This window comes from Pseudomonas sp. BCA17 (assembly GCF_004519405.1).
Taxonomy (GTDB): Bacteria; Pseudomonadota; Gammaproteobacteria; order Pseudomonadales; family Pseudomonadaceae; genus Aquipseudomonas.
On record NZ_SGWI01000003.1, the window covers coordinates 645,201 to 665,323 of the forward strand.

General features: G+C 61.1%; 20 protein-coding genes. 11 read left to right on the plus strand and 9 right to left on the minus strand.

Features of this window, described 5'->3' with window-relative positions:
* Positions 1 to 6 precede the first annotated feature (6 nt).
* The 5 genes from EXW71_RS15510 to fdhA all read left to right on the plus strand — a co-directional run bounded on the left by EXW71_RS15510 (position 7) and on the right by fdhA (position 6,268).
* On the plus strand, positions 7 to 309 hold the full coding sequence (locus EXW71_RS15510; RefSeq protein WP_027605979.1) for a sarcosine oxidase subunit delta: 303 nt from the start codon (positions 7 to 9) through the stop codon (positions 307 to 309).
* Positions 306 to 3,323 (plus strand): sarcosine oxidase subunit alpha, encoded by a 3,018-nt coding sequence (locus EXW71_RS15515; RefSeq protein ID WP_134659068.1) that lies wholly within the window; start codon positions 306 to 308, stop codon positions 3,321 to 3,323. The genes EXW71_RS15510 and EXW71_RS15515 overlap by 4 nt, the downstream gene beginning before the upstream one ends.
* A 123-nt stretch (positions 3,324 to 3,446) precedes the next feature.
* The gene (locus tag EXW71_RS15520) at positions 3,447 to 4,079 is read left to right on the plus strand and encodes a sarcosine oxidase subunit gamma (RefSeq protein WP_123717261.1); all 633 of its coding nucleotides are present in this window, start codon (positions 3,447 to 3,449) and stop codon (positions 4,077 to 4,079) included.
* 10 nt (positions 4,080 to 4,089) lie between these two features.
* Positions 4,090 to 4,947, plus strand: a complete 858-nt coding sequence (gene purU, locus EXW71_RS15525; protein ID WP_123717262.1) for a formyltetrahydrofolate deformylase — start codon at positions 4,090 to 4,092, stop codon at positions 4,945 to 4,947.
* A 121-nt stretch (positions 4,948 to 5,068) separates the two neighbouring features.
* Complete coding sequence (fdhA, locus tag EXW71_RS15530) at positions 5,069 to 6,268, plus strand: formaldehyde dehydrogenase, glutathione-independent (protein ID WP_016972852.1); 1,200 nt, start codon at positions 5,069 to 5,071, stop codon at positions 6,266 to 6,268.
* Positions 6,269 to 6,505: 237 nt separating this feature from the next.
* On the opposite strand, the gene EXW71_RS15535 is transcribed toward fdhA, so the two are convergent.
* Both EXW71_RS15535 and EXW71_RS15540 read right to left on the minus strand, forming a co-directional pair.
* Positions 6,506 to 6,856, minus strand: a complete 351-nt coding sequence (locus EXW71_RS15535; protein WP_256657148.1) for a hypothetical protein — start codon at positions 6,854 to 6,856, stop codon at positions 6,506 to 6,508.
* 176 nt (positions 6,857 to 7,032) lie between these two features.
* The gene (locus EXW71_RS15540) at positions 7,033 to 7,491 is read right to left on the minus strand and encodes an anti-sigma factor domain-containing protein (protein WP_123717264.1); all 459 of its coding nucleotides are present in this window, start codon (positions 7,489 to 7,491) and stop codon (positions 7,033 to 7,035) included.
* Between the two features lie 250 nt (positions 7,492 to 7,741).
* Here EXW71_RS15540 and EXW71_RS15545 point away from each other — a divergent pair, with 250 nt between their 5' ends.
* Both EXW71_RS15545 and EXW71_RS15550 read left to right on the plus strand, forming a co-directional pair.
* Positions 7,742 to 8,305, plus strand: a complete 564-nt coding sequence (locus tag EXW71_RS15545) for a DUF2780 domain-containing protein (protein ID WP_123717265.1) — start codon at positions 7,742 to 7,744, stop codon at positions 8,303 to 8,305.
* Positions 8,306 to 8,449: 144 nt separating this feature from the next.
* A complete protein-coding gene (locus tag EXW71_RS15550; RefSeq protein WP_134659064.1) occupies positions 8,450 to 8,821 on the plus strand; it encodes a hypothetical protein in 372 nt (123 codons plus the stop codon).
* 8 nt (positions 8,822 to 8,829) lie between these two features.
* Here the strand turns inward: EXW71_RS15550 and EXW71_RS15555 are convergent, their stop codons facing one another.
* Positions 8,830 to 9,711, minus strand: coding sequence for an acyltransferase (locus EXW71_RS15555; RefSeq protein ID WP_123717267.1), 882 nt, complete (start codon positions 9,709 to 9,711; stop codon positions 8,830 to 8,832).
* Between the two features lie 172 nt (positions 9,712 to 9,883).
* On the opposite strand from EXW71_RS15555, the gene EXW71_RS15560 reads away from it, so the two are divergent.
* Genes EXW71_RS15560 through creD form a run of 4 tightly spaced genes read left to right on the plus strand, consistent with a single transcriptional unit; the run spans position 9,884 to position 13,926 of the window.
* A complete protein-coding gene (locus EXW71_RS15560; protein ID WP_123717268.1) occupies positions 9,884 to 10,384 on the plus strand; it encodes an ATP-dependent zinc protease in 501 nt (166 codons plus the stop codon).
* Positions 10,385 to 10,392: 8 nt separating this feature from the next.
* Positions 10,393 to 11,061 carry a two-component system response regulator CreB gene (gene creB / locus EXW71_RS15565; RefSeq protein ID WP_123717269.1) on the plus strand — a complete coding sequence of 223 codons (669 nt, stop codon included), beginning with the start codon at positions 10,393 to 10,395 and terminating at the stop codon, positions 11,059 to 11,061.
* Complete coding sequence (gene creC, locus EXW71_RS15570; protein ID WP_134659061.1) at positions 11,061 to 12,500, plus strand: two-component system sensor histidine kinase CreC; 1,440 nt, start codon at positions 11,061 to 11,063, stop codon at positions 12,498 to 12,500. Before creB ends, creC begins: the two co-directional genes overlap by 1 nt.
* A gap of 52 nt (positions 12,501 to 12,552) precedes the next feature.
* Complete coding sequence (gene creD, locus EXW71_RS15575; protein ID WP_134659059.1) at positions 12,553 to 13,926, plus strand: cell envelope integrity protein CreD; 1,374 nt, start codon at positions 12,553 to 12,555, stop codon at positions 13,924 to 13,926.
* 84 nt (positions 13,927 to 14,010) lie between these two features.
* On the opposite strand, the gene EXW71_RS15580 is transcribed toward creD, so the two are convergent.
* The 6 genes from EXW71_RS15580 to EXW71_RS15600 form a co-directional block, all read right to left on the minus strand.
* The gene (locus EXW71_RS15580; RefSeq protein WP_134659057.1) at positions 14,011 to 14,640 is read right to left on the minus strand and encodes a glutathione S-transferase; all 630 of its coding nucleotides are present in this window, start codon (positions 14,638 to 14,640) and stop codon (positions 14,011 to 14,013) included.
* 35 nt (positions 14,641 to 14,675) lie between these two features.
* Complete coding sequence (locus EXW71_RS28795) at positions 14,676 to 14,852, minus strand: DUF4175 domain-containing protein (RefSeq protein WP_148046912.1); 177 nt, start codon at positions 14,850 to 14,852, stop codon at positions 14,676 to 14,678.
* On the minus strand, positions 14,849 to 15,952 hold the full coding sequence (locus EXW71_RS15585; RefSeq protein WP_134659055.1) for a PepSY domain-containing protein: 1,104 nt from the start codon (positions 15,950 to 15,952) through the stop codon (positions 14,849 to 14,851). Before EXW71_RS15585 ends, EXW71_RS28795 begins: the two co-directional genes overlap by 4 nt.
* 62 nt (positions 15,953 to 16,014) lie before the next feature.
* Positions 16,015 to 18,444: a TonB-dependent siderophore receptor gene (locus tag EXW71_RS15590; RefSeq protein ID WP_134659053.1), complete on the minus strand. Its 2,430-nt coding sequence runs from the start codon at positions 18,442 to 18,444 to the stop codon at positions 16,015 to 16,017.
* A gap of 150 nt (positions 18,445 to 18,594) precedes the next feature.
* Positions 18,595 to 19,557 (minus strand): FecR domain-containing protein, encoded by a 963-nt coding sequence (locus EXW71_RS15595; RefSeq protein ID WP_134659051.1) that lies wholly within the window; start codon positions 19,555 to 19,557, stop codon positions 18,595 to 18,597.
* A complete protein-coding gene (locus EXW71_RS15600) occupies positions 19,554 to 20,072 on the minus strand; it encodes an RNA polymerase sigma factor (RefSeq protein ID WP_134659049.1) in 519 nt (172 codons plus the stop codon). The genes EXW71_RS15595 and EXW71_RS15600 overlap by 4 nt, the downstream gene beginning before the upstream one ends.
* Positions 20,073 to 20,123 lie beyond the last annotated feature (51 nt).

Sequence of the window (20,123 nt, forward strand, 5' to 3'; positions counted from 1 at the left end):
TTTCCTATGTTGCATATCTTCTGTCCTCACTGTGGCGAACTGCGCTCCGAAGAGGAATTCCATGCGTCCGGCCAAGCGCACATCCCGCGCCCGCTGGACCCGAACGCCTGCACCGATGAAGAGTGGGGCGACTACATGTTCTTCCGCGACAACCCGCGCGGCCTGCACCACGAGCTGTGGATTCATGCTGCCGGTTGCCGCCAGTATTTCAACGCCACGCGCGATACCGTGACCTACGAAATTCTTGAAACCTACAAGATCGGTGAGAAGCCACAATTCACCGCCAAGGCCTCTGGAGAGAAGGTATGAGCCAGACCAATCGCCTGTCCAACGGTGGCCGCATCGACCGTAATAAAGTCCTCACGTTTACCTTCAATGGCCAGAGCTACAAAGGCTTTGAAGGTGACACCCTGGCCGCCGCGTTGCTGGCCAACGGCGTCGACATCATCGGCCGCAGTTTCAAATATTCGCGCCCTCGGGGCATCTTCGCCGCCGGCGCCGAAGAGCCGAACGCGGTGCTGCAGATCGGCGCCACCGAAGCCACCCAGATTCCCAACGTGCGCGCTACGCAACAGGCGCTGTATCAGGGCCTCGTCGCCACCAGCACCAACGGTTGGCCGAGCGTGAACAATGACATGATGGGCATCCTCGGCAAGGTCGGCGGCAAGCTGATGCCGCCGGGTTTCTACTACAAAACCTTCATGTACCCGCAATCGTTCTGGATGACTTACGAGAAGTACATCCGCAAGGCCGCAGGCCTTGGCCGCTCGCCGACCGAGAACGACCCGGACACCTACGACAACATGAATCGTCACTGCGACGTGCTGGTGGTCGGCGCAGGCCCTGCCGGCCTGGCCGCTGCACTGGCTGCCGCGCGCAGCGGCGCTCGGGTGATCATTGCCGATGAGCAGGAAGAGTTCGGCGGCTCGCTGCTCGACTCCCGCGAAAGCCTCGACGGCAAACCGGCCATGGAATGGGTCGCCAGTGTGATCGCCGAATTGAAGGCCCTGCCGGACGTGGTGCTGCTGCCCCGCGCTACCGTCAATGGCTACCATGATCATAACTTCCTGACCATTCACGAACGCCTCACCGATCACCTCGGTGACCGCGCGCCGATTGGCGTGGTGCGTCAGCGTATCCATCGTGTACGGGCCAAGCGAGTGGTGCTGGCGACCGGCGCCTGCGAGCGCCCGCTGGTGTACGGCAACAACGACGTGCCGGGCAACATGCTCGCCGGTGCGGTCTCCACCTACGTGCGCCGCTACGGCGTGGCACCCGGCAAAAAACTGGTGCTGTCGACCAACAACGATCACGCCTACCGCGTGGCGCTGGACTGGTTCGACGCGGGCCTGCAAGTGGTGGCCGTAGCCGATGCACGCCACAACCCCCGCGGTGCCCTGGTTGAAGAAGCCCGCGCCAAAGGCATCCGCATCCTCACCGGCAGCGCCGTGATCGAAGCCCGTGGCAGCAAGCATGTGACCGGCGCCCGTGTGGCGGCCATCGACGTCAAGGCCCATAAAGTCACCAGCCCCGGCGAGTGGCTGGACTGCGACCTGGTCGCCAGCTCAGGCGGCTACAGCCCCGTGGTTCACTTGGCCTCGCACCTGGGCGGCAAGCCGACCTGGCGTGAAGACATCCTCGGTTTTGTACCGGGCGAAGCACCGCAGAAACGTGTGTGTGTCGGCGGCATCAACGGCGTCTACGGCCTTGGCGATTCCCTGGCCGACGGTTTTGAAGGGGGCGTACGCGCAGCCAGCGAAGCCGGTTTTGCACCGGTGGAAGGCACGCTGCCCAAAGCCTTGAGCCGTCTGGAAGAACCGACCCTGGCGCTGTTCCAGGTGCCTCACGAAAAAGCCACCGCGCGGGCACCCAAGCAATTTGTCGACCTGCAGAACGACGTCACTGCCGCGGCCATCGAACTGGCGACCCGCGAAGGTTTCGAGTCGGTCGAACACGTCAAACGCTACACCGCACTGGGCTTTGGTACCGACCAGGGCAAGCTGGGTAACGTCAACGGCCTGGCGATTGCCGCTCGCTCCCTGAACGTGACCATCCCGCAGATGGGCACCACCATGTTCCGCCCCAACTACACGCCGGTGACTTTCGGCGCGGTAGCGGGCCGCCACTGTGGGCACATCTTCGAGCCGGTCCGCTACACCGCGCTGCACGCCTGGCACGTCAAGAGCGGCGCCGAGTTTGAAGACGTCGGCCAGTGGAAACGCCCTTGGTATTTCCCACGCAACGGCGAAGACCTGCATGCCGCGGTCAAGCGCGAATGCCTGGCCGTGCGCGACAGCGTCGGCCTGCTGGATGCGTCCACCCTCGGCAAGATCGACATTCAAGGCCCGGATGCCCGTGAGTTCCTCAACCGCATCTACAGCAACGCCTGGACCAAGCTCGACGTGGGCAAGGCGCGCTACGGCCTGATGTGCAAGGAAGACGGTATGGTCTTCGACGACGGCGTCACCGCCTGTCTCGCCGACAACCACTTCCTGATGACCACCACCACCGGCGGCGCCGCTCGCGTGCTCCAGTGGCTGGAAATCTACCAACAGACCGAATGGCCGGACCTCAAGGTGTACTTCACCTCGGTCACCGACCACTGGGCGACCATGACGCTGTCCGGCCCCAACAGCCGCAAGCTGCTGGCTGAAGTCACCGACATCGACCTGGACAAGGATGGCTTCCCGTTCATGACCTGGAAGGAAGGCCTGGTCGGCGGGGTACCGGCTCGTGTGTTCCGGATCTCGTTTACCGGTGAGCTGTCGTACGAAGTCAACGTGCAGGCCGACTACGCCATGGGCGTGCTGGAGAAGATCGTCGAGGCCGGCAAGAAGTACAACCTGACCCCGTACGGCACCGAAACCATGCACGTCCTGCGGGCCGAGAAGGGCTTCATCATCGTCGGCCAGGACACCGATGGCTCGATGACCCCGGATGACCTGAACATGGGCTGGTGTGTCGGGCGTACCAAGCCGTTCTCGTGGATCGGCTGGCGCGGCATGAACCGTGAAGACTGCGTGCGTGAAGAGCGTAAACAACTGGTGGGCTTGAAGCCGGTCGATCCAAAAGTGTGGCTGCCGGAAGGCGCGCAGTTGGTGTTCGATCCGAAGCAGTCGATCCCGATGAAGATGGTCGGTCATGTGACCTCGAGCTACGCCCACAACTCCCTTGGCTATTCGTTCGCGATGGCGGTGGTGAAGGGCGGCTTGAAGCGCATCGGCGAGCGGGTGTTCTCACCGCAGGCGGATGGCAGCGTGATCGAAGCGGAGATTGTGTCTTCGGTGTTCTTCGACCCGAAAGGCGATCGTCAGAACATTTGATGGACCGAGGCGCCTGCATCGCAGGCAAGCCAGTTCCCACAGTGGAGTGCATTCCAGAGGTGGGAGGGGGCTTGCCCGCGATGAGGCCGGAACAGTCACCACAGAATTCAGAACAGGTGCTCTATGACAGCAGCCAACGTATACCAGCAACGCCCCACCACCGGCGCCAAGGCCGAGTCGTCGCTGCACCATGCCGACCTCGCCAGCCTGGTCGGCAAAGGTCGCAAGAACGCCGGCGTGATCGTGCGTGAAAAGAAACTCCTGGGTCATCTGACCATCCGCGGCGACGGCCATGACGCCGCCTTCGCTGCCGGCGTGCACAAGGCGCTCGGCATCGAACTGCCCGGTGCCCTGCAAGTCATCGTCAAGGGCGAAACCAGCCTGCAATGGCTCGGCCCGGATGAGTGGCTGCTCGTTGTGCCGAGCGGTGAAGAGTTCGCCGCCGAGCAAAACCTGCGCGCCGCCCTGGGCGACCTGCATATCCAGATCGTCAACGTCAGTGGTGGCCAGCAGATCCTCGAACTCAGCGGCCCGAATGTGCGCGATGTGCTGATGAAGTCCACCAGCTACGACGTGCACCCCAACAACTTCCCGGTAGGCAAGGCAGTGGGTACGGTGTTCGCCAAGTCGCAATTGGTGATCCGCCACACCGCTGAAGACACCTGGGAACTGGTGATTCGTCGCAGCTTCTCGGATTACTGGTGGTTGTGGTTGCAGGATGCATCTGCCGAATTTGGCCTGAGCGTTCAAGCCTGAGGAATGCCCCATGAGCCGCGCACCCGATACATGGATTTTGACCGCCGACTGCCCCAGCGTGCTCGGCACGGTGGACGCGGTCACCCGCTACCTGTTCGAACAGGGCTGCTATGTCACCGAGCACCACTCGTTCGATGACCGGCTCTCGGGACGGTTCTTCATCCGCGTGGAATTCCGCCAACCCGACGGATTTGACGAACAGGCTTTCCGCGAGGGCCTGGCCACGCGTGGTGAGGCCTTCGGCATGATCTTCGAGCTGACGGCGCCGAATTATCGGCCAAAAGTAGTGATCATGGTTTCCAAGGCCGATCACTGCCTCAACGACCTGTTGTACCGCCAGCGCATTGGCCAACTGTCGATGGACGTAGTGGCGGTGGTGTCCAATCACCCTGATTTGAAACCCTTGGCCGACTGGCACCAGATTCCCTACTACCATTTCCCCCTCGACCCCAATGACAAACCGTCCCAGGAGCGTCAGGTGTGGCAAGTGGTGGAAGACACCGGCGCTGAATTGGTGATCCTTGCGCGCTACATGCAAGTGCTGTCGCCGGAACTGTGTCGCAAGCTGGATGGCAAGGCCATCAACATTCATCACTCGTTGCTGCCGGGCTTCAAGGGCGCTAAGCCTTATCACCAGGCGTACAACAAGGGCGTGAAGTTGGTGGGGGCCACGGCGCATTACATCAACAACGATCTGGATGAAGGGCCGATCATTGCCCAGGGTGTGGAGGTGGTGGATCACAGCCATTATCCCGAGGATTTGATTGCCAAGGGACGGGATATCGAAGGACTCACATTGGCTCGAGCTGTGGGTTATCACATTGAAAGACGTGTGTTCTTGAACGCTAACAGGACGGTCGTCCTGTAGTGGCAAGTTGCAAGCTTCAAGCCGCAGGAAAAAGCGGCTCTGCACACTTCTTGCGGCTTGTAGCTGGCCGCTTGAAGCTCATTCCACTCTCTTAACAACGATAAATATAGAGGTGACTGACATGTCTGGTAATCGTGGTGTCGTGTATCTCGGCAACGGCAAAGTCGAAGTGCAGAAAATCGACTATCCCAAAATGCAGGACCCCCGTGGCAGGAAGATTGAGCACGGCGTCATCCTGCGCGTGGTTTCCACCAACATCTGCGGCTCCGACCAACACATGGTTCGCGGCCGTACCACTGCCCAGACCGGCCTGGTGCTCGGTCATGAAATTACCGGCGAAGTGATCGAGAAGGGCAGCGACGTCGAGAACCTGAAGATCGGTGATCTGGTGTCGGTGCCGTTCAACGTCGCGTGCGGCCGCTGTCGCTCCTGCAAAGAGCAACACACCGGTGTGTGCCTCACCGTCAACCCGGCCCGTGCCGGTGGCGCCTACGGTTATGTCGACATGGGCGACTGGACCGGCGGCCAGGCCGAATACGTGCTGGTGCCCTATGCCGACTTCAACCTGCTCAAACTGCCGGACCGCGACAAGGCCATGGAGAAAATCCGCGACCTGACCTGCCTCTCCGACATTCTGCCTACCGGCTACCACGGCGCCGTCACTGCGGGCGTTGGGCCGGGCAGCACCGTGTACATCGCGGGCGCCGGCCCGGTCGGCCTGGCCGCTGCCGCCTCTGCACGCCTGCTGGGCGCGGCGGTGGTGATCATCGGCGACGTCAACCCGGTCCGCCTGGCCCACGCCAAGGCCCAGGGTTTTGAAATCGCTGACCTGTCCAAAGACACTCCACTGCACGAACAAATCGCCGCATTGTTGGGTGAACCTGAGGTGGACTGCGCCGTCGATGCCGTAGGTTTCGAAGCCCGTGGTCACGGCCACGAAGGCGTGAAAGCCGAAGCGCCGGCCACCGTGCTCAACTCGCTGATGGGTGTGGTGCGCGTGGCGGGCAAGATTGGTATTCCGGGCCTGTACGTGACCGAAGATCCAGGCGCGGTGGATGCCGCTGCGAAAATGGGCAGCCTGAGCATCCGCTTTGGCCTGGGCTGGGCCAAATCCCACAGCTTCCACACTGGGCAAACGCCTGTGATGAAGTACAACCGCCAACTGATGCAGGCGATCATGTGGGACCGCATCAACATTGCCGAGATCGTCGGCGTGCAGGTGATCAGCCTGGATGATGCACCGCGTGGGTATGGTGAGTTCGATGCGGGCGTGCCGAAGAAGTTTGTGATTGACCCGCACAAACTGTTCAGTGCGGCATAAAGTGCAATGCTGAAAAATGGCGACCCCCGGGGTTAATGCCAGTCAGTTAAGAAGGAAAGGCTAAAAAGTAACCTGTGGCGAGGGAGCTTGCTCCCGTTGGACTGCGCAGCAGTCCCATGCTTTGTAAACAAAGAATGGGGCCGCTTCGCGACCCAACGGGAGCAGGCTCCCTCGCCACACATACAGCGTTCACTCTTAACTGGCTGGCATTAACCCCGGAGGTCGCCATTTTTTTGATCATTTGAGTGCCGAAAGCCTCAGGTAGGGATTGGCCACTTCCCCGTTTTTGACCACGCGATTGCCACCGTAATCACACAGGAGCTTGCCGTTCCGTTCATGGATGGCCTCGGGCTTCAGCGCGTATTCAGGTGCCAGGTAATCATCGTGGGTCGCCGCCGTTTGCCCTGTCCACGTCTTGCCGTTGGCAGTGGCCGTGTATTGATAACCGTCGCCGTATGGGGGCGGCAGATCAGGGTCTGTGTAGGGCGTGGATTGGATATCTTGTGTCGCAGGGCATTGGTCGATGCCGGGAGGCGGGGGCGGCAGCAGTTGGGTGCGCGCAGCATAAAGCAGAGGGCCGATTACCATAGTTCTAACTCCTTGTTAACGGGTAAGCCTGCGCGGTTGTCGGTACGCGGTAGGCGAGCCTGGGTGGGAGGCTGCGGGGCTTTCGTTCCTGTGAAAGCTGCTACCGCAGATTACCCTGGATGCAAAAAGGGCGGTCCGAGGACCGCCCTTATGGCTTGCGCATTCAGGCTATGGCGTTATCGAGCCGCCAGCGCCCCTTGGTACACCGTCGGCCCCGTTGGCTGTTTGCTCAACGAGCCGCCTTTGGTTTCCGCACTCACCATCAACTCTACCGGTTTGCTGATGGATTCCTGCTGGCGAGGATTAAGGCCGATGATGCCTTTGCCGTCTTCCGGCAACAGGCCCAGTGACACAGGCGTTCCGCCCTCGGGGATTGCCCACAGCTCCAGGCTGTGGTCCGGTGCCGGGGCAGTGGCGGCGATCGGCTGCACTTCCAGGTAATCCTTGTGCGCCATGATCTGCGCGGCCGGTTGTTGTTCGGTGGTCACCAGGGTGGCGGCGGCTTTGACGTTGTCCTGGGTATAAAGGGCGCCGCCGATGCCGGCAACCACCACTGCGCAGGCGCCGATGAACAGGCGAGGGCCGCTCCAGAATGAGGGTTTGTGCTCAATTACTTGGGGTTGGATCGCAGTCATAAGTCTGTTCCTGACAAATTTTGTAGTCAGTTCATGGACCTTGCCAATGGCGATGGGTTCCTGAGCCCGGTGATATGGGCGCCGCACCTCGTCGGAATGGCTCACGACTGCGGGTGGTGCAGGCCGGGTGTAAGCGGGCGCAGGTAAATCGGATGCAAAATATTCTGAACTAATCTGTGAGTGGGAACATTCCTCCAGGGATGTCAGTCAAACGCCTGCTTTTTAGCTCATACATTCTGAGGTTGTCTTGATGAAGATTTCACGCGGTTTTGCCCTGTCCTGCCTGTTGACCGTGGCTGCCAGCCCGGTGTTTGCCGCAGGTTTCAGCTTGGGCGACGTGGCCAACGCCGTTTCCGGCGCCCAGGGCAACAATAAGGCGGCTGCCGCAGCGCCAAGCTCCCAGACCGCCGGCCTGCTGCAGGCGCTGACCTCGCAACTGAACGTCACCCCGGAACAAGCGATCGGCGGTACCGGCGCCATGCTGGGCCTGGCCAAGAATCAACTGAGCAGCACTGACTATTCGCAGCTGGGCAAGAGCGTTCCAGGCCTGGATAAGCTGTCGGGCACCAACTCCCTGGGTAGCCTGGGCGCGTTGAGCGGCATGCTCGGCCAGAGCGGCGGCAGCAAGACCAGCGGCCTGGATGGCCTGCTGGGTAATGTGAAAAACACTAACGATCTGAACACCGCATTCAGCGCCCTGGGCATGGACAGTGGAATGGTCGGCCAATTTGCGCCGGTGATCCTCAAATACCTGGGCGACCAAGGCGTGGGCGGTTCCTTGCTGCAAAGCCTGGGCAGTGTCTGGGGGAGTTGACGCGAGTCGATCCGAAGAATTTTGAGAATGTTGTGCAACATTTTTCGTTGAACCGTATGGGATGTTTTACCACCCAGGGAGACCGTTCCGGCGCGCAGAGTTGCCGGAGCGGATTCTTCAATCCATTCAGGTAGAACATTTCCTATGAACATTATTCATGCATCGAGCCTCAATGACGCCTTCCGACTGATCGCCAGCGGCGCCGCTGCTGCATCCGGGCCAGGCAAAGCAAGTTATCAATGTATACAGGAACACGCGGATGCGGTTGCCAAGCAAGACACGATGGTTCGCAGGTACCACCATCCCCTGGGGCAGCGCTTGAGCGACACCCCTTCAGCGGATGAGCTGGCACAGGCCGTGCGGGGCGCCGGGCTTCAAGTGGACATTGACAAGCGTCTAACGGATGAAGAGTTGATTGCTTCATCAACCCCTGAGTTTATTCATCCCAGTAAGCTGACTGAAACGCCTGCATCCCTTGGCCTGATGATGCTGGAGAAAAGGCTGCTTCTCCAGTAAGGCGCAGCTTAATCCGATAACAGCTGTTGTATGCGCTGGTCCTTCTCCTTCCAGAGCTGGTTCACCCAGTTCTGGACGGTCTGGCGAAAGGCCGGATCGTTCTCGTAATCCCCCTGCCACAACGCCGGGTCCAGTTCGCGGGTACGGATATCGATGATCACTTTCGGCACCGCGCCGCTGATCAAATCCCAGAACCCCGGAATCTTCTGCTGCGGATAGACCACCGTCACGTCGAGGATCGCGTCCAGCTGTTCGCCCATGGCCGCCAATACAAATGCCACGCCGCCCGCCTTGGGCTTGAGCAGCCGCGTGAAGGGCGAATCCTGCTGCTTGTGTTTGGCCTTGCTGAAGCGCGTGCCTTCCAGGTAGTTGACCACCGTCACCGGCTGGCGCTTGAACAGTTCGCAAGCCTGCCGGGTGATCTTCAAGTCCTGCCCCGCCAATTCCGGGTGCTTGGCCAGGAACGCCTTGGTGTAGCGCTTCATGAACGGGTAATCCAGCGCCCACCAGGCCAGGCCCAGGAAGGGTACCCAGACCAGTTCTTTTTTAAGGAAGAACTTGAAGAACGGCGTGCGTCGGTTCAACGCCTGGATCAGCGCCGGGATATCGACCCAGGATTGATGGTTGCCGATGACCAGGTAGGAGGTGTCACCGCGCAGGTCATCACCGCCGCGAATGTCCCATTGGGTCGGGATGCACAGCGAAAAGATCAGTTTGTCGATCTCGGCCCAGGTTTCGGCAATCCACATCACCGCCCATGAGGCGTAGTCGCGAAAGCGACCGGGGGCCACCAGTTTGAGTAGGGCAAACACCATCAACGGTCCGAACAGCACCAGGGTGTTGAGTAATAACAGCAGTGTGACAAAACAGCCGGTGAGCAGGCGGCGCATAAGCAACTCTTGGAATTGTCTGGGCGGGCCATGATAAGCAAGCTGAGTCTAGAGGCCAAATCGCATCTTGCCGGACGAATGTTTCACAATGTGCCGGGTATGGTTGAGTGAGCTAACTCAGCAGCACTTTTGCGGTCTAGAATCCGCCTACTTCTTTCGAGGAAATCATTCCGTGAAACTGCTCCTTGCCTCGCTCGCCCTGGTCGCCTTGCCTGTCATGGCTGCCGAACCGACCCTCTACGGTCGTTACGAATACATTCAGTTGCCGGAGATCGGCCAAACCTTCAAGGCCAAGATGGACACCGGTGCACTGACCGCGTCGCTGTCGGCGCGCAACATCGAAACCTTCCAGCGTGACGGCGACGACTGGGTACGCTTCCGCCTCGGTGGCAAGGAGGCGAGCGACAAGGTGTTTGAACACAAGGTGTCGCGTATCAGCAAGATCAAAAGTCGCGCCGATGAGGACGAGGACAAGGACGACGCCACAGTGGCCAAGCGCCCGGTCATCGACCTGGAGATGTGCCTGGGCAACGTCAAGCGCACGGTCGAGGTCAACCTCACCGACCGCAGCAGCTTCAATTACCCGCTGTTGATCGGCGCCAAGGCGTTGCGTGAATTCGGCGCAGCGGTAAACCCGGCCCGCCGTTACACTGCCGACAAACCCGACTGCTGATCGAGCCCATGCCGCACATCCTGATTGTCGAAGACGAAGCGGCGATTGCCGATACGCTGATATTCGCCTTGCAAGGCGAGGGCTTCGGCACCACGTGGCTGAGTCTTGGCCAGGAGGCGTTGGCTTATCAACGCCAGACCCCGGCGGACCTGATCATCCTCGACATCGGGCTGCCGGACATCAGTGGCTTTGAAACCTGCAAGCAACTGCGCCGCTTCACGGAAGTGCCGGTGATGTTTCTAAGTGCCCGGGATGGTGAAATCGACCGAGTGGTGGGGCTGGAGATCGGCGCCGACGATTATGTGGTCAAGCCGTTCAGCCCTCGGGAAGTGGCTGCGCGGGTCAAGGCGATTCTCAAACGGGTCGGCCCCAGCGTGGCGCCGACTTCATTCCAGGTGGACCTGGAGCGCATGCAGATTCAGTATCGCGGCCAGCCGCTAAGCCTGACTCGGCACGAGTTTCGCCTCTTGCACAGCCTTCTGGAGCAGCCCGAACGCGTCTTCAGCCGCGAGCAGTTGCTCGATGCAGTGGGTGTAGCCGCCGATGCCGGCTACGAGCGCAATATCGACAGCCATATCAAAAGCCTGCGTAGCAAGCTGCGCAGCATCGCGGCGGATGCCGAACCGATCCAGACCCATCGTGGCCTGGGCTACAGCTACAGTCCGGGCCATAGCTGATGCGCCTGGGGCTGCGGATCTTCCTGGTGTACGCCTTGTTTATCGGCCTGACCGGTTATTTCGTGCTCAACACGGTGATGAAGGAAATCCGCCCCGGCGTGCGACAGTCCACCGAAGAGACCCTGGTGGACACCGCCAACCTGCTGGCCGAGATCCTGCGTGATGACGTCAGGAACGGCACTCTCGGCGAGAGCCATTGGCCGCAGTTACTCAAGGCCTACGGCAATCGCCAGCCAGGCGCGACCATCTGGGGGCTGCCGAAGAATCAGGTCAACCACCGCATTTACGTAACCGACGCCAAGGGCATCGTGCTGCTCGACTCCAGCGGCGAAGCGGTGGGCCAGGATTATTCGCAATGGAACGATGTGTACCTGACCTTGCGCGGTGAATACGGCGCCCGCTCCACCCGTAGCACGCCGGACGATCCGACGTCCTCGGTGATGCACGTCGGGGCGCCGATCCGCGACAACGGTCAGATCATCGGCGTGGTCACCGTGGCCAAGCCCAACAGCTCGTTGCAGCCCTATGTCGACCGCACCGAACGGCGCCTGCTGTGGTACGGCGCCGGGTTGGTGGTGCTGGGCCTGTTGCTCGGGGCTGTGTTGTCGTGGTGGCTAAGCGTCGCCCTGCGCCGTTTGACGGCTTACGCAGAGGCTGTCAGCGAGGGGCGGCGTGCCGAGTTGCCGCATTACCGCGGCGGTGAACTCAAGCAGCTGTCCACGGCGGTGGAGCACATGCGCACGCAGTTGGAAGGCAAGGCCTACGTCGAACATTACGTACACACCTTGACCCATGAGTTGAAAAGCCCCTTGGCGGCGATACGCGGTGCGGCGGAGTTGCTGCAGGGCGATATGACCCGCGAGCAACAGCAGCGCTTCGTGGGCAATATCGACAGTGAAAGTGCACGCCTGCAGCAACTGATCGAACGGCTGCTGAACCTGGCACAAGTCGAGCAACGCCAGGGTCTGGAAGAACAGGCAAGCATCGTGCTGGCAGCGATGGTCGACGAGGTGCTCAAGGCGCAATGCGCGCGCATCGAAGGCGCGGGTTTGCGTATCGAGCAACTGATTGGCGCAGAAGTGAGGGTGTACGGCGAACCTTTCCTGTTACGCCAGGCCCTGGGCAATCTGCTGGATAACGCTTTGGACTTCACGCCACCCGGTGGCGCCCTGCGATTCAGCGCACAGACACTGCACAACGACGTGCAGGTGAGCCTGTTCAACCAGGCGGCTCCCATTCCCGAGTATGCGCTGCCACGTTTGAGCGAACGCTTTTACTCACTTCCACGCCCGGGCAGCGGGCGCAAAAGCACCGGCCTGGGGCTCAATTTTGTTGAGGAAGTGATGAAGTTGCACGGCGGCGCGTTGCAGATCGGCAATGTGCCGGGCGGTGTGCAGGTGGTGCTGCATCTCCACACAGTCTCCACATTGCCTACATAAATCTCCCACACGCGTAACGCAGTCTCTCCCCATCAAAAACAGGGAGAGCCCCATGAACCGCAGTCTGCTTTTCAAACTTGGCGCGATTGCGCTGCTGATGCTGTTGTTGCTGATTCCGCTGCTGATGATCAACGGCATTATCAGTGACCGCCAGCAGCTGCGCGACGGCGTATTGATGGACATCGCCCGCAGCTCCAGCTACAGCCAGCGCCTCACGGGGCCGGTAATGGTGGTGCCCTACCGCAAGACCGTGCGTGAGTGGAAGCTCAATGAAAAGCTCAATAAGCGCTACGAAGAAACCCGTGAGGAGCGCGGTCGTCTGTATTTCTTGCCGGATCGTTTCGAGCTCGACGGCAAGGTGCAGACCGAACTGCGTGCGCGAGGCATCTATCAGGCGCGGCTGTTCCATGCCGACAACCGTATCAACGGGCGTTTCGAGCTGCCTGCACAACTGGGCATCACCGAGGATTTTGCCGATTACCGCTTTGAAGCGGCGTTTCTGGCGGTAGGTATCAGCGATATTCGCGGCATCGAAAACGCATTGAAGCTTGAGCTGGGTAACCAGCGCCTGGACTTCGAGCCTGGTTCACAAGTGGACTGGCTGGGGGAGGGCGTCCACGTGACGCTGCCGGAGTTGGACAGCAAAAAACCAGGCATGGTGGATTTCGCTTTTGACCTGCGCCTGCAAGGCACCGAGCAACTGCAAGTGGTCCCGGTGGGCAAGGTCAGCCAAGTGTCCCTGGCTTCCAACTGGCCGCATCCGAGCTTTATCGGCAACTTCCTCCCGGCCCAGCGTGAGGTCACCGACAAGGGTTTCACCGCCAACTGGCAGACCTCGTTTTTTTCCACCAACCTTGAACAAGCCCTGCAAACCTGCCTGGATGGCCAGGGCTGTAACGACTTCAACAATCGCGGTTTCGGCGTGAACTTCATCGACCCGGTGGACCAGTACCTCAAGAGCGATCGCGCGATCAAATATGCACTGCTGTTTATCGCGCTGACGTTTGCCGGGTTCTTTCTGTTCGAAGTGCTCAAGAGCTTGGCCGTACACCCGGTGCAGTACGCGCTGGTGGGGTTTGCGCTGGCGTTTTTCTACCTGCTGTTGCTGTCGTTGTCCGAGCACATTGGCTTCGCCATGGCTTACCTCATCTCCGCCGGTGCCTGCGTGTCGTTGATCGGCTTCTATGTGTGCCACGTGCTGCGCAGTGTCACCCATGGCCTGGGCTTCTCGGCAGGATTGGCGGCGTTGTATGGCTTGTTATATGGGCTGTTGAGTGCCGAGGATTACGCGTTGCTGATGGGCTCGCTGTTGCTGTTCGGGCTGTTGGGTACGGTGATGGTGCTGACGCGCAAATTGGACTGGTATGGCGTAGGCAAGCGTAAGCTCGTCGAGCCCTTGCAGTTTGACCTGGAGGCAGTGCAATGATCGGCTTGCGTGAGGATCAGCACATCAAGGCGCAGTTGGTGGCGAGGATCATGGCCTTTCTTCCCCCGCCACCTGGGCACAGGGTCAAACCGGTGGCTGCGTCTCCAACATTGAAGGCCGCTGGCTGACTTCGGCGTACCAGGCGCCAAGCTGCGGGTTGTCGTGGCGCCATTGCAGGTCAGGGTGACGGAAGTCGAGGTAACCCAGGGCGCAGGCCACACTGATGGCGGCGATGTCGAAGTGGCTGGTCAGTTCGGCGATGGCATGCGCTTCAAGTTCGGCGAGGGTGCGGCGGATCTTGTTGCGCTGTTCGTCGAGCCACTGGTCCCAGTGCTTTTCCGCCGGCCGCATGGCGGTCTCGTAGCGCACCAGCACGGCGGCATCCATGATGCCGTCGGCCATCGAGGCCAGTGTCAGGCGGCGCCACCGGGCGGAACCGTCGCGCGGGATCAGCGGGGTGCCGACGTGCTGGTGGTCGAAGTAGTCGAGGATCACTCGGCTGTCGTGCAGTACCGTGCCATCGGCCAGGCGCAGGGCCGGGATCTTGCCCACCGGGTTGTCTTGCACCAACTGCGCATCCGGGTTGACCGGTGTCGGCATGCTGCCTTGCAGCGTTACACGGTCCTGCTGGCCGGTTTCAGCCAACAGCACGCGAACCTTACGAACGAAGGGTGACGCGGGGTTGTGGAACAAAGTCATGCTGGGAGCGGACATGGGCATTCCTCAAGAAAGGTCCGGGATAATCTATCTCACCGCTTGAGCAAGGCCCAAGTGCCAATTGCAGCGGGAATGCCCAACCCGACCCAACTGAGCGAATCCCACAGCCCATTCCCGAGCAACGCCGCAAACAACCCGGCCGCGCTGAGCAGGCCGATCCCCAGCGGAAGGCCAAACACCTTCCAGAAATTCGACTGGCGCGGCTTCATGCCTTACCCGCCTTGCGCCGTACGACCCACAGGTAAACTCCGCTGCCCAGCACGATGATCGTCAGCACATCCAGCGCTGCCCAGAGGATCTTCATCGGCATGCCGCCGTAATCACCGAAGTGCAGCGGTTGGGACAGGCCCATGGCGTCCATGTACCACGGCCGTTCGGCAATGGCGGTGACGGCCAGGGTGCTGGCGTCGATCAGTACCGGCGTGAGCAGGTGGGACGTCAGGTGTGTGCTGCCTTTCATGAACACCGCGTAATGGTGCTCGCTGGAAAAGCGTGTGCCGGGGAAAGCGATGAAGTCCGGTTCCATGCCGGGCGCGGCCTTGGCGGCAATCGCCAGCAGCTCCGTGGCCGGCGCACGTTGGGTCAACGGCGGGGCGTTTTTGTAAGGTTCGATCATCGCGCTGAGGCTGTCCTGGCGCCAGGCGGCGATGATCAGATCGGCGCAGGCGCTGATCACACCGGTCACGCCCACCACCAGCGCCCAGGTCAGGGTGACCACGCCGATCAGGTTATGCAGGTCCAGCCAGCGCAGGCGGGTGGACTTGTCGTTGCGCACGGTGGCGAACTTCAAGCGGCGCATGAACGGCAGGTACAACACCGTGCCTGAGACAATCGCCAGCACAAACAGCACGCCCATGAATGCCAAGAGCAACTTGCCCGGCAGGCCGGCGAACATGTCCACATGCAGGCGCAGCAGGAACAACGTCAGCCCGCCGTTGGCCGCCGGGGTTTCCACGGCTTCACCGGTGCGGGCGTCGAGCATGAAGGTGTGGGACGAATTGGGCTCGGTGCCGGCCGTGGCGGCCATGATCGCTATCACGCCGTTCTTGTCGTCTTCGTCCCATGCCAGGTATTGCATGGCTTCGCCGGGGCGATGGGCCTGGGCCTTCGCCACCAGTTGCTGCAGATTCAGTTGGGGCGTATCGGCAGGCAGCTGCGCGAGTGTGGGCTCGTTGCCCAGCAGGTGGTCGATCTCATGGTGAAACACCAGCGGCAGGCCGGTGAGGGCGAGCAGCAACAGGAATACCGTGCAGATCAGGCTGGTCCAGGTGTGGATGAAGGACCAGCGGCGGATGGTTTTGCTTTTCATTTTCTAGCCTTCAGACACGCCCAAGCCGCCCCGAAGGACGGCCTGGTGGTTAACTCAGCCGATTACCACTGGTAGGTGGCACTGGCGACGACGCTGCGTTGGTCGCCGAAGTAGCAGTAGGAAGCGTCACAGGTGGAGATGTAGTCCTTGTTGAACAGGTTGGTGGCGTTCAACTTCAACGAGGCGCCTTTGAGGCTGTTGTCCAGGCGGCCCAGGTCGTAATGCACGGTGCCGTCGAACACGGTGTAGGCGTTGGCCTTGCCCAGCCAGGTGTTGGCCTGGTCGCCGTAAGTGTTGCCGGTGTAGCGGGCACCCAAGCCGACGCCGAAACCGTCGAGCACGCCGGTGTGCCAGGTGTAGTCGGTCCACAGGGAGGCTTGCTGGTTTGGCATCAGTTGCAGGCGGTTGCCTTTGAAGTTGCCCTTCTGTACTTCGGATTTGGCCAAGGTGTACGCGGCGATCACTTTGAGGTTTTCGGTGACGTCAGACACGGCTTCCAGCTCCAGGCCTTTGACTTTCACCTCGCCGGTCTGGTCTGTGACCGATTGGCCACCGGCCCCGGTGCTGGCGACCAGCACGTTTTTCTGGGTCAGGTCGTAGACTGCGGCGCTCAATAAGGTGTTGGAGCCCGGGGGCTGATACTTGATCCCCAGCTCCCATTGCTTACCTTCCGTGGGTTTGTACGACTGCAGTGGGTCGACGCTGGCGTTGCTCGCCGGCTGGAAGGATTCGGCGTATGACAGGTAAGGCACAAAGCCTGAATCGAACACATAGCTCAGCGCCGCGTTACCGCTGAAGTTTTTGCTGCGGTCGGTATTGGTCGCATCGTTCTTGTTGAAATAAGTGGTGCCTTGATGCACCCAATCTTCACGCCCGCCGAGGGTCAGTCGCCATTTGTCGAGGGCCATCTGGTCTTGCACGTAGAGGCCGGTCTGGACGGTTTTCTGGTTGTAGTCGTAATACGCCGTTGAGCGCGCAGGGCGTTCCACAGGTTGGGTGTTGACCGGGTTGAAGATGTTGACGGTCCCGGCGGAACCATAAATCGACAGATAGGACGTATCGGTACGTTGATGGTCCAGGCCGAGCAGCAGGGTGTGGGTGACGTCGCCTGTGGCGAAATCGGCCTGGAGGTTGTTGTCGACCGCGAATTGGCCGATGTTCTCGTCAACGTTGGTTGAGGTACGGCCGATATTGCCAGCGGCATCGACCGGGTAATAGCTATAGGCGCCCACGGTCAATTGCTGGAACGCCAATTCCGACTTGGTGTAACGCAGGTTCTGCTTGAACTGCCAGGTATCGTTGAAGCGGTGCTCGAACGCATAGCCCAGCGCGTAGTAAGTGCGGTCGTAGAATTCGTAGTCCGGGTCGCCCAGGTTCTTGTGATGTGACACGTCCCCCAGCGGCGATTTGATCTTGGTGCCTACGATCGGCAGAAACTGGCTGGTGGCGCCGGTATCGTCGCGGGTGAACTGCGAGAGCAGGGTCAGCTTGGTGTCGCTGTCGATGTTCCAGGTCAGGCTTGGCGCAATGTTGTAGCGCTGGTTGTCGATATGGTCGACCTGGGTGCCGGCATCGCGCACCACGCCGCTGAGGCCATAGAGGAACTGGCCTTCATCATCGATCTTGCCGGTGCTGGCGAAGTTGATCTGGCGGTAGTTGTCGCTGCCGTATTGCACTTGGATGGCGTTGCTCGACTCCGCACTGGGGCGGCGGCTGACCATGTCCAACAGACCGCCCGGCGGGGTTTGGCCATACACCGATGACGCCGGGCCGCGCAGCAGTGCGAGGCGGTCGAGGTTCCAGGTTTCGGCTTTCGGGTTGGCGTAGACGCCACGCGGCAAGGGCAGGCCGTCGAGGAATTGGGTGGGTTCGAAACCGCGTACGCGCATCCAGTCATAACGGGTGTCGCTGCCGTAGCTGGCGGACACGATGCCGGGCATGTACTTGACGGCGTCATCCAGGTTCTGGACGTTGCGATCCTGCATCTGCTCGCGGGTAGCCACGGAGATCGAGCGCGGGGCTTCGACCAGTGCGGTATCGGTCTTGGTACCGGCGGCGGTACGCGTCGCCAGATAGCCTGTCACGGGGCCCCATGCACTTTCGGTGTCGCCTTGCGCGATGATGCTGGTCTGCGGCAACGCCACGACGCCTTCCGGAACCGGTACCAACGTAAATGTCCCCGCGCTGCTTTGCTCCAGCTGCAACCCGGTGCCACGCAACGCCTCACGCAACGCGCCCTGTGCATCGAACTGGCCTTTGACCGGCGCCGAGGTCTTGCCCGACGCCAGCGTCGGGTTGAGAGCCAGCGCCAGGCCCGCCTGGCTGGCGATCTGGTTCAGGGTCGTGGCCAACGGCGCGGCCGGCAGGTTGTAGGCGCGAACGCTGGACGCTTGCTCGGCGGCGATCAGCGTGGTGCTGGCCAGCGGGGCGCCGAGGGCGATGGCCATGGCTAACAGGCTGGGGCGCAACAAGGTGTCTAGCGTGCGGGACATAGATCGGCTCCTGAATGGAAATATTTCTCAATTGCCTAGGTGCCGAGCGAGATTCGAAAAGTGATAGGGCAGGATGAAAATATTTTTGCCTTGAGCGCTTTGAGGGGTTCTTCAGCGCTTTATCGGGAGCAAGCCCAGTCACTGCCGAACCTAAGGCTTACTTCTCACCGTCACCCACCACGGTGTGCGCTGCTCAATCCGCACCGGCAACGTGGGCAACAGCGCATTGAGCGCCAGGGTGGTGTCGTGCAGCGGGAAGCTGCCGGTGATGCGCAGGTCGGCCACGTCTTTATCCACACCCAGGTGGCCGGTGCGGTAACGGCTCAACTCGTCGACCACATCGCCCAGGCGGGCGTTATCCACCACCAGCATGCCGCGGGTCCAGGCGTCGCTGGCAGGGGGGACGGCAAGCAGCGGGCCGAGACCGTCGCTGCGCATCAGCACTTGCTGGCCCTCTTTGAAGATCTGTTCCTGGTGCAGCGCCTCGGGCTGGGCAGCTACGGCAGACTGCAACACGCTCAAGCGCGTAGCGCCGTCTTCGCGCTTGACGATAAACCGCGTGCCCAGTGCGCGCAGGCTGCCGTCGCGGGTTTGCACGTAGAACGGCCGGCCATCGTTGTGCCCCGTCTCGATCAGGATCTCGCCTTCCTGCAACACGATCAGCCGGCGTTTTTCATCGAAACGTACGTCTATGGCACTGTGGGTGTTGAGGTTGATCTGCGTGCCGTCCGTCAATTTCAGCGTGCGCTGCTCGCCGGTGGCGGTGCGTTGGTCGGCCAACCAATAGTGGATGGGCACGTAGCGCTCACCGGCCAGCAACGCCAGGCCGCACACCAGCGCGATACTGGCGAGGCCGCTGCCCAGCTTGCGCATGCGCTGGCGAATACCTTCACGCGACTGCAACAACGCCGCCCGCGCCGGGCCCGACGCCACGCTGAAACGCTGGTCGAGCATGCCCAACTGGCGCCAGGCCCGCGCATGCTCTTCATCGCTGGCCAGCCACTTGGCAAATTCCTCCTGCTCCACCGCACTGCCGTCACCGGAGTCGAGGGACAGTTGCCAGGCGATTGCCGCATCCAGCACGCGGGCCGAAACCGCCCGGGAACCTGTCACAGCGGCTCGCCATACAGTGCGATGTAGCACTGGCGAATACCCTGGGCCAGGTACTGGCGCACGCGGGGCACCGACACCCCGAGGCGCCGGGCGATTTCTGCGTGGCCCAGGCCGTCGAGGCGGCTATAGAGGAAGGCGGCGCGGGCCTTGCTCGACAGCTTGCCGAGCAGGCGGTCGATGGCCTTGAGGTCTTCGAGGATCATGTGCTGCTCTTCCGGCGAAGGGTGTTCGCTTTCCGGGATCACCATCAGTTCGTTGAGGTAGGCCTGTTCCAGCGCCGCGCGACGGAAGTAGTCGAACAGCAAACCTTTGGCGATTGCCACCAGAAACGCCCGTGGCTCACGGGGTTCGCGCAACTCGTCACGCCCCAGCAGGCGTATGAATGTGTCCTGGCTGAGGTCTTCGGCGCGGCTCGGGCAGGCCACGTTGCGTCGCAACCACGCCAACAGCCAGCCACGATGGTCGCGATACAACGCGCCAACCAGGTCACTGTGTGGGTTTGGGACCGACGACAAGGCATCACCGAATAAACAAGAAGTTTAAACTAACGAGAATTATTCGCGATT

What these genes read in the sequence shown, in the direction of transcription:
- creD (WP_134659059.1), top strand. Translation starts at nt 12,553, where the DNA reads ATGAACCGCAGTCTGCTTTTCAAACTTGGCGCGATTGCGCTGCTGATG.
- creC (WP_134659061.1), top strand. Translation starts at nt 11,061, where the DNA reads ATGCGCCTGGGGCTGCGGATCTTCCTGGTGTACGCCTTGTTTATCGGC.
- EXW71_RS15535 (WP_256657148.1), bottom strand. Translation starts at nt 6,856, where the DNA reads ATGGTAATCGGCCCTCTGCTTTATGCTGCGCGCACCCAACTGCTGCCG.
- EXW71_RS15510 (WP_027605979.1), top strand. Translation starts at nt 7, where the DNA reads ATGTTGCATATCTTCTGTCCTCACTGTGGCGAACTGCGCTCCGAAGAG.
- EXW71_RS28795 (WP_148046912.1), bottom strand. Translation starts at nt 14,852, where the DNA reads ATGAAGCCGCGCCAGTCGAATTTCTGGAAGGTGTTTGGCCTTCCGCTG.
- fdhA (WP_016972852.1), top strand. Translation starts at nt 5,069, where the DNA reads ATGTCTGGTAATCGTGGTGTCGTGTATCTCGGCAACGGCAAAGTCGAA.
- EXW71_RS15555 (WP_123717267.1), bottom strand. Translation starts at nt 9,711, where the DNA reads ATGCGCCGCCTGCTCACCGGCTGTTTTGTCACACTGCTGTTATTACTC.
- EXW71_RS15550 (WP_134659064.1), top strand. Translation starts at nt 8,450, where the DNA reads ATGAACATTATTCATGCATCGAGCCTCAATGACGCCTTCCGACTGATC.
- purU (WP_123717262.1), top strand. Translation starts at nt 4,090, where the DNA reads ATGAGCCGCGCACCCGATACATGGATTTTGACCGCCGACTGCCCCAGC.
- EXW71_RS15585 (WP_134659055.1), bottom strand. Translation starts at nt 15,952, where the DNA reads ATGAAAAGCAAAACCATCCGCCGCTGGTCCTTCATCCACACCTGGACC.
- EXW71_RS15515 (WP_134659068.1), top strand. Translation starts at nt 306, where the DNA reads ATGAGCCAGACCAATCGCCTGTCCAACGGTGGCCGCATCGACCGTAAT.
- EXW71_RS15540 (WP_123717264.1), bottom strand. Translation starts at nt 7,491, where the DNA reads ATGACTGCGATCCAACCCCAAGTAATTGAGCACAAACCCTCATTCTGG.
- EXW71_RS15580 (WP_134659057.1), bottom strand. Translation starts at nt 14,640, where the DNA reads ATGTCCGCTCCCAGCATGACTTTGTTCCACAACCCCGCGTCACCCTTC.
- EXW71_RS15520 (WP_123717261.1), top strand. Translation starts at nt 3,447, where the DNA reads ATGACAGCAGCCAACGTATACCAGCAACGCCCCACCACCGGCGCCAAG.
- EXW71_RS15590 (WP_134659053.1), bottom strand. Translation starts at nt 18,444, where the DNA reads ATGTCCCGCACGCTAGACACCTTGTTGCGCCCCAGCCTGTTAGCCATG.
- creB (WP_123717269.1), top strand. Translation starts at nt 10,393, where the DNA reads ATGCCGCACATCCTGATTGTCGAAGACGAAGCGGCGATTGCCGATACG.
- EXW71_RS15545 (WP_123717265.1), top strand. Translation starts at nt 7,742, where the DNA reads ATGAAGATTTCACGCGGTTTTGCCCTGTCCTGCCTGTTGACCGTGGCT.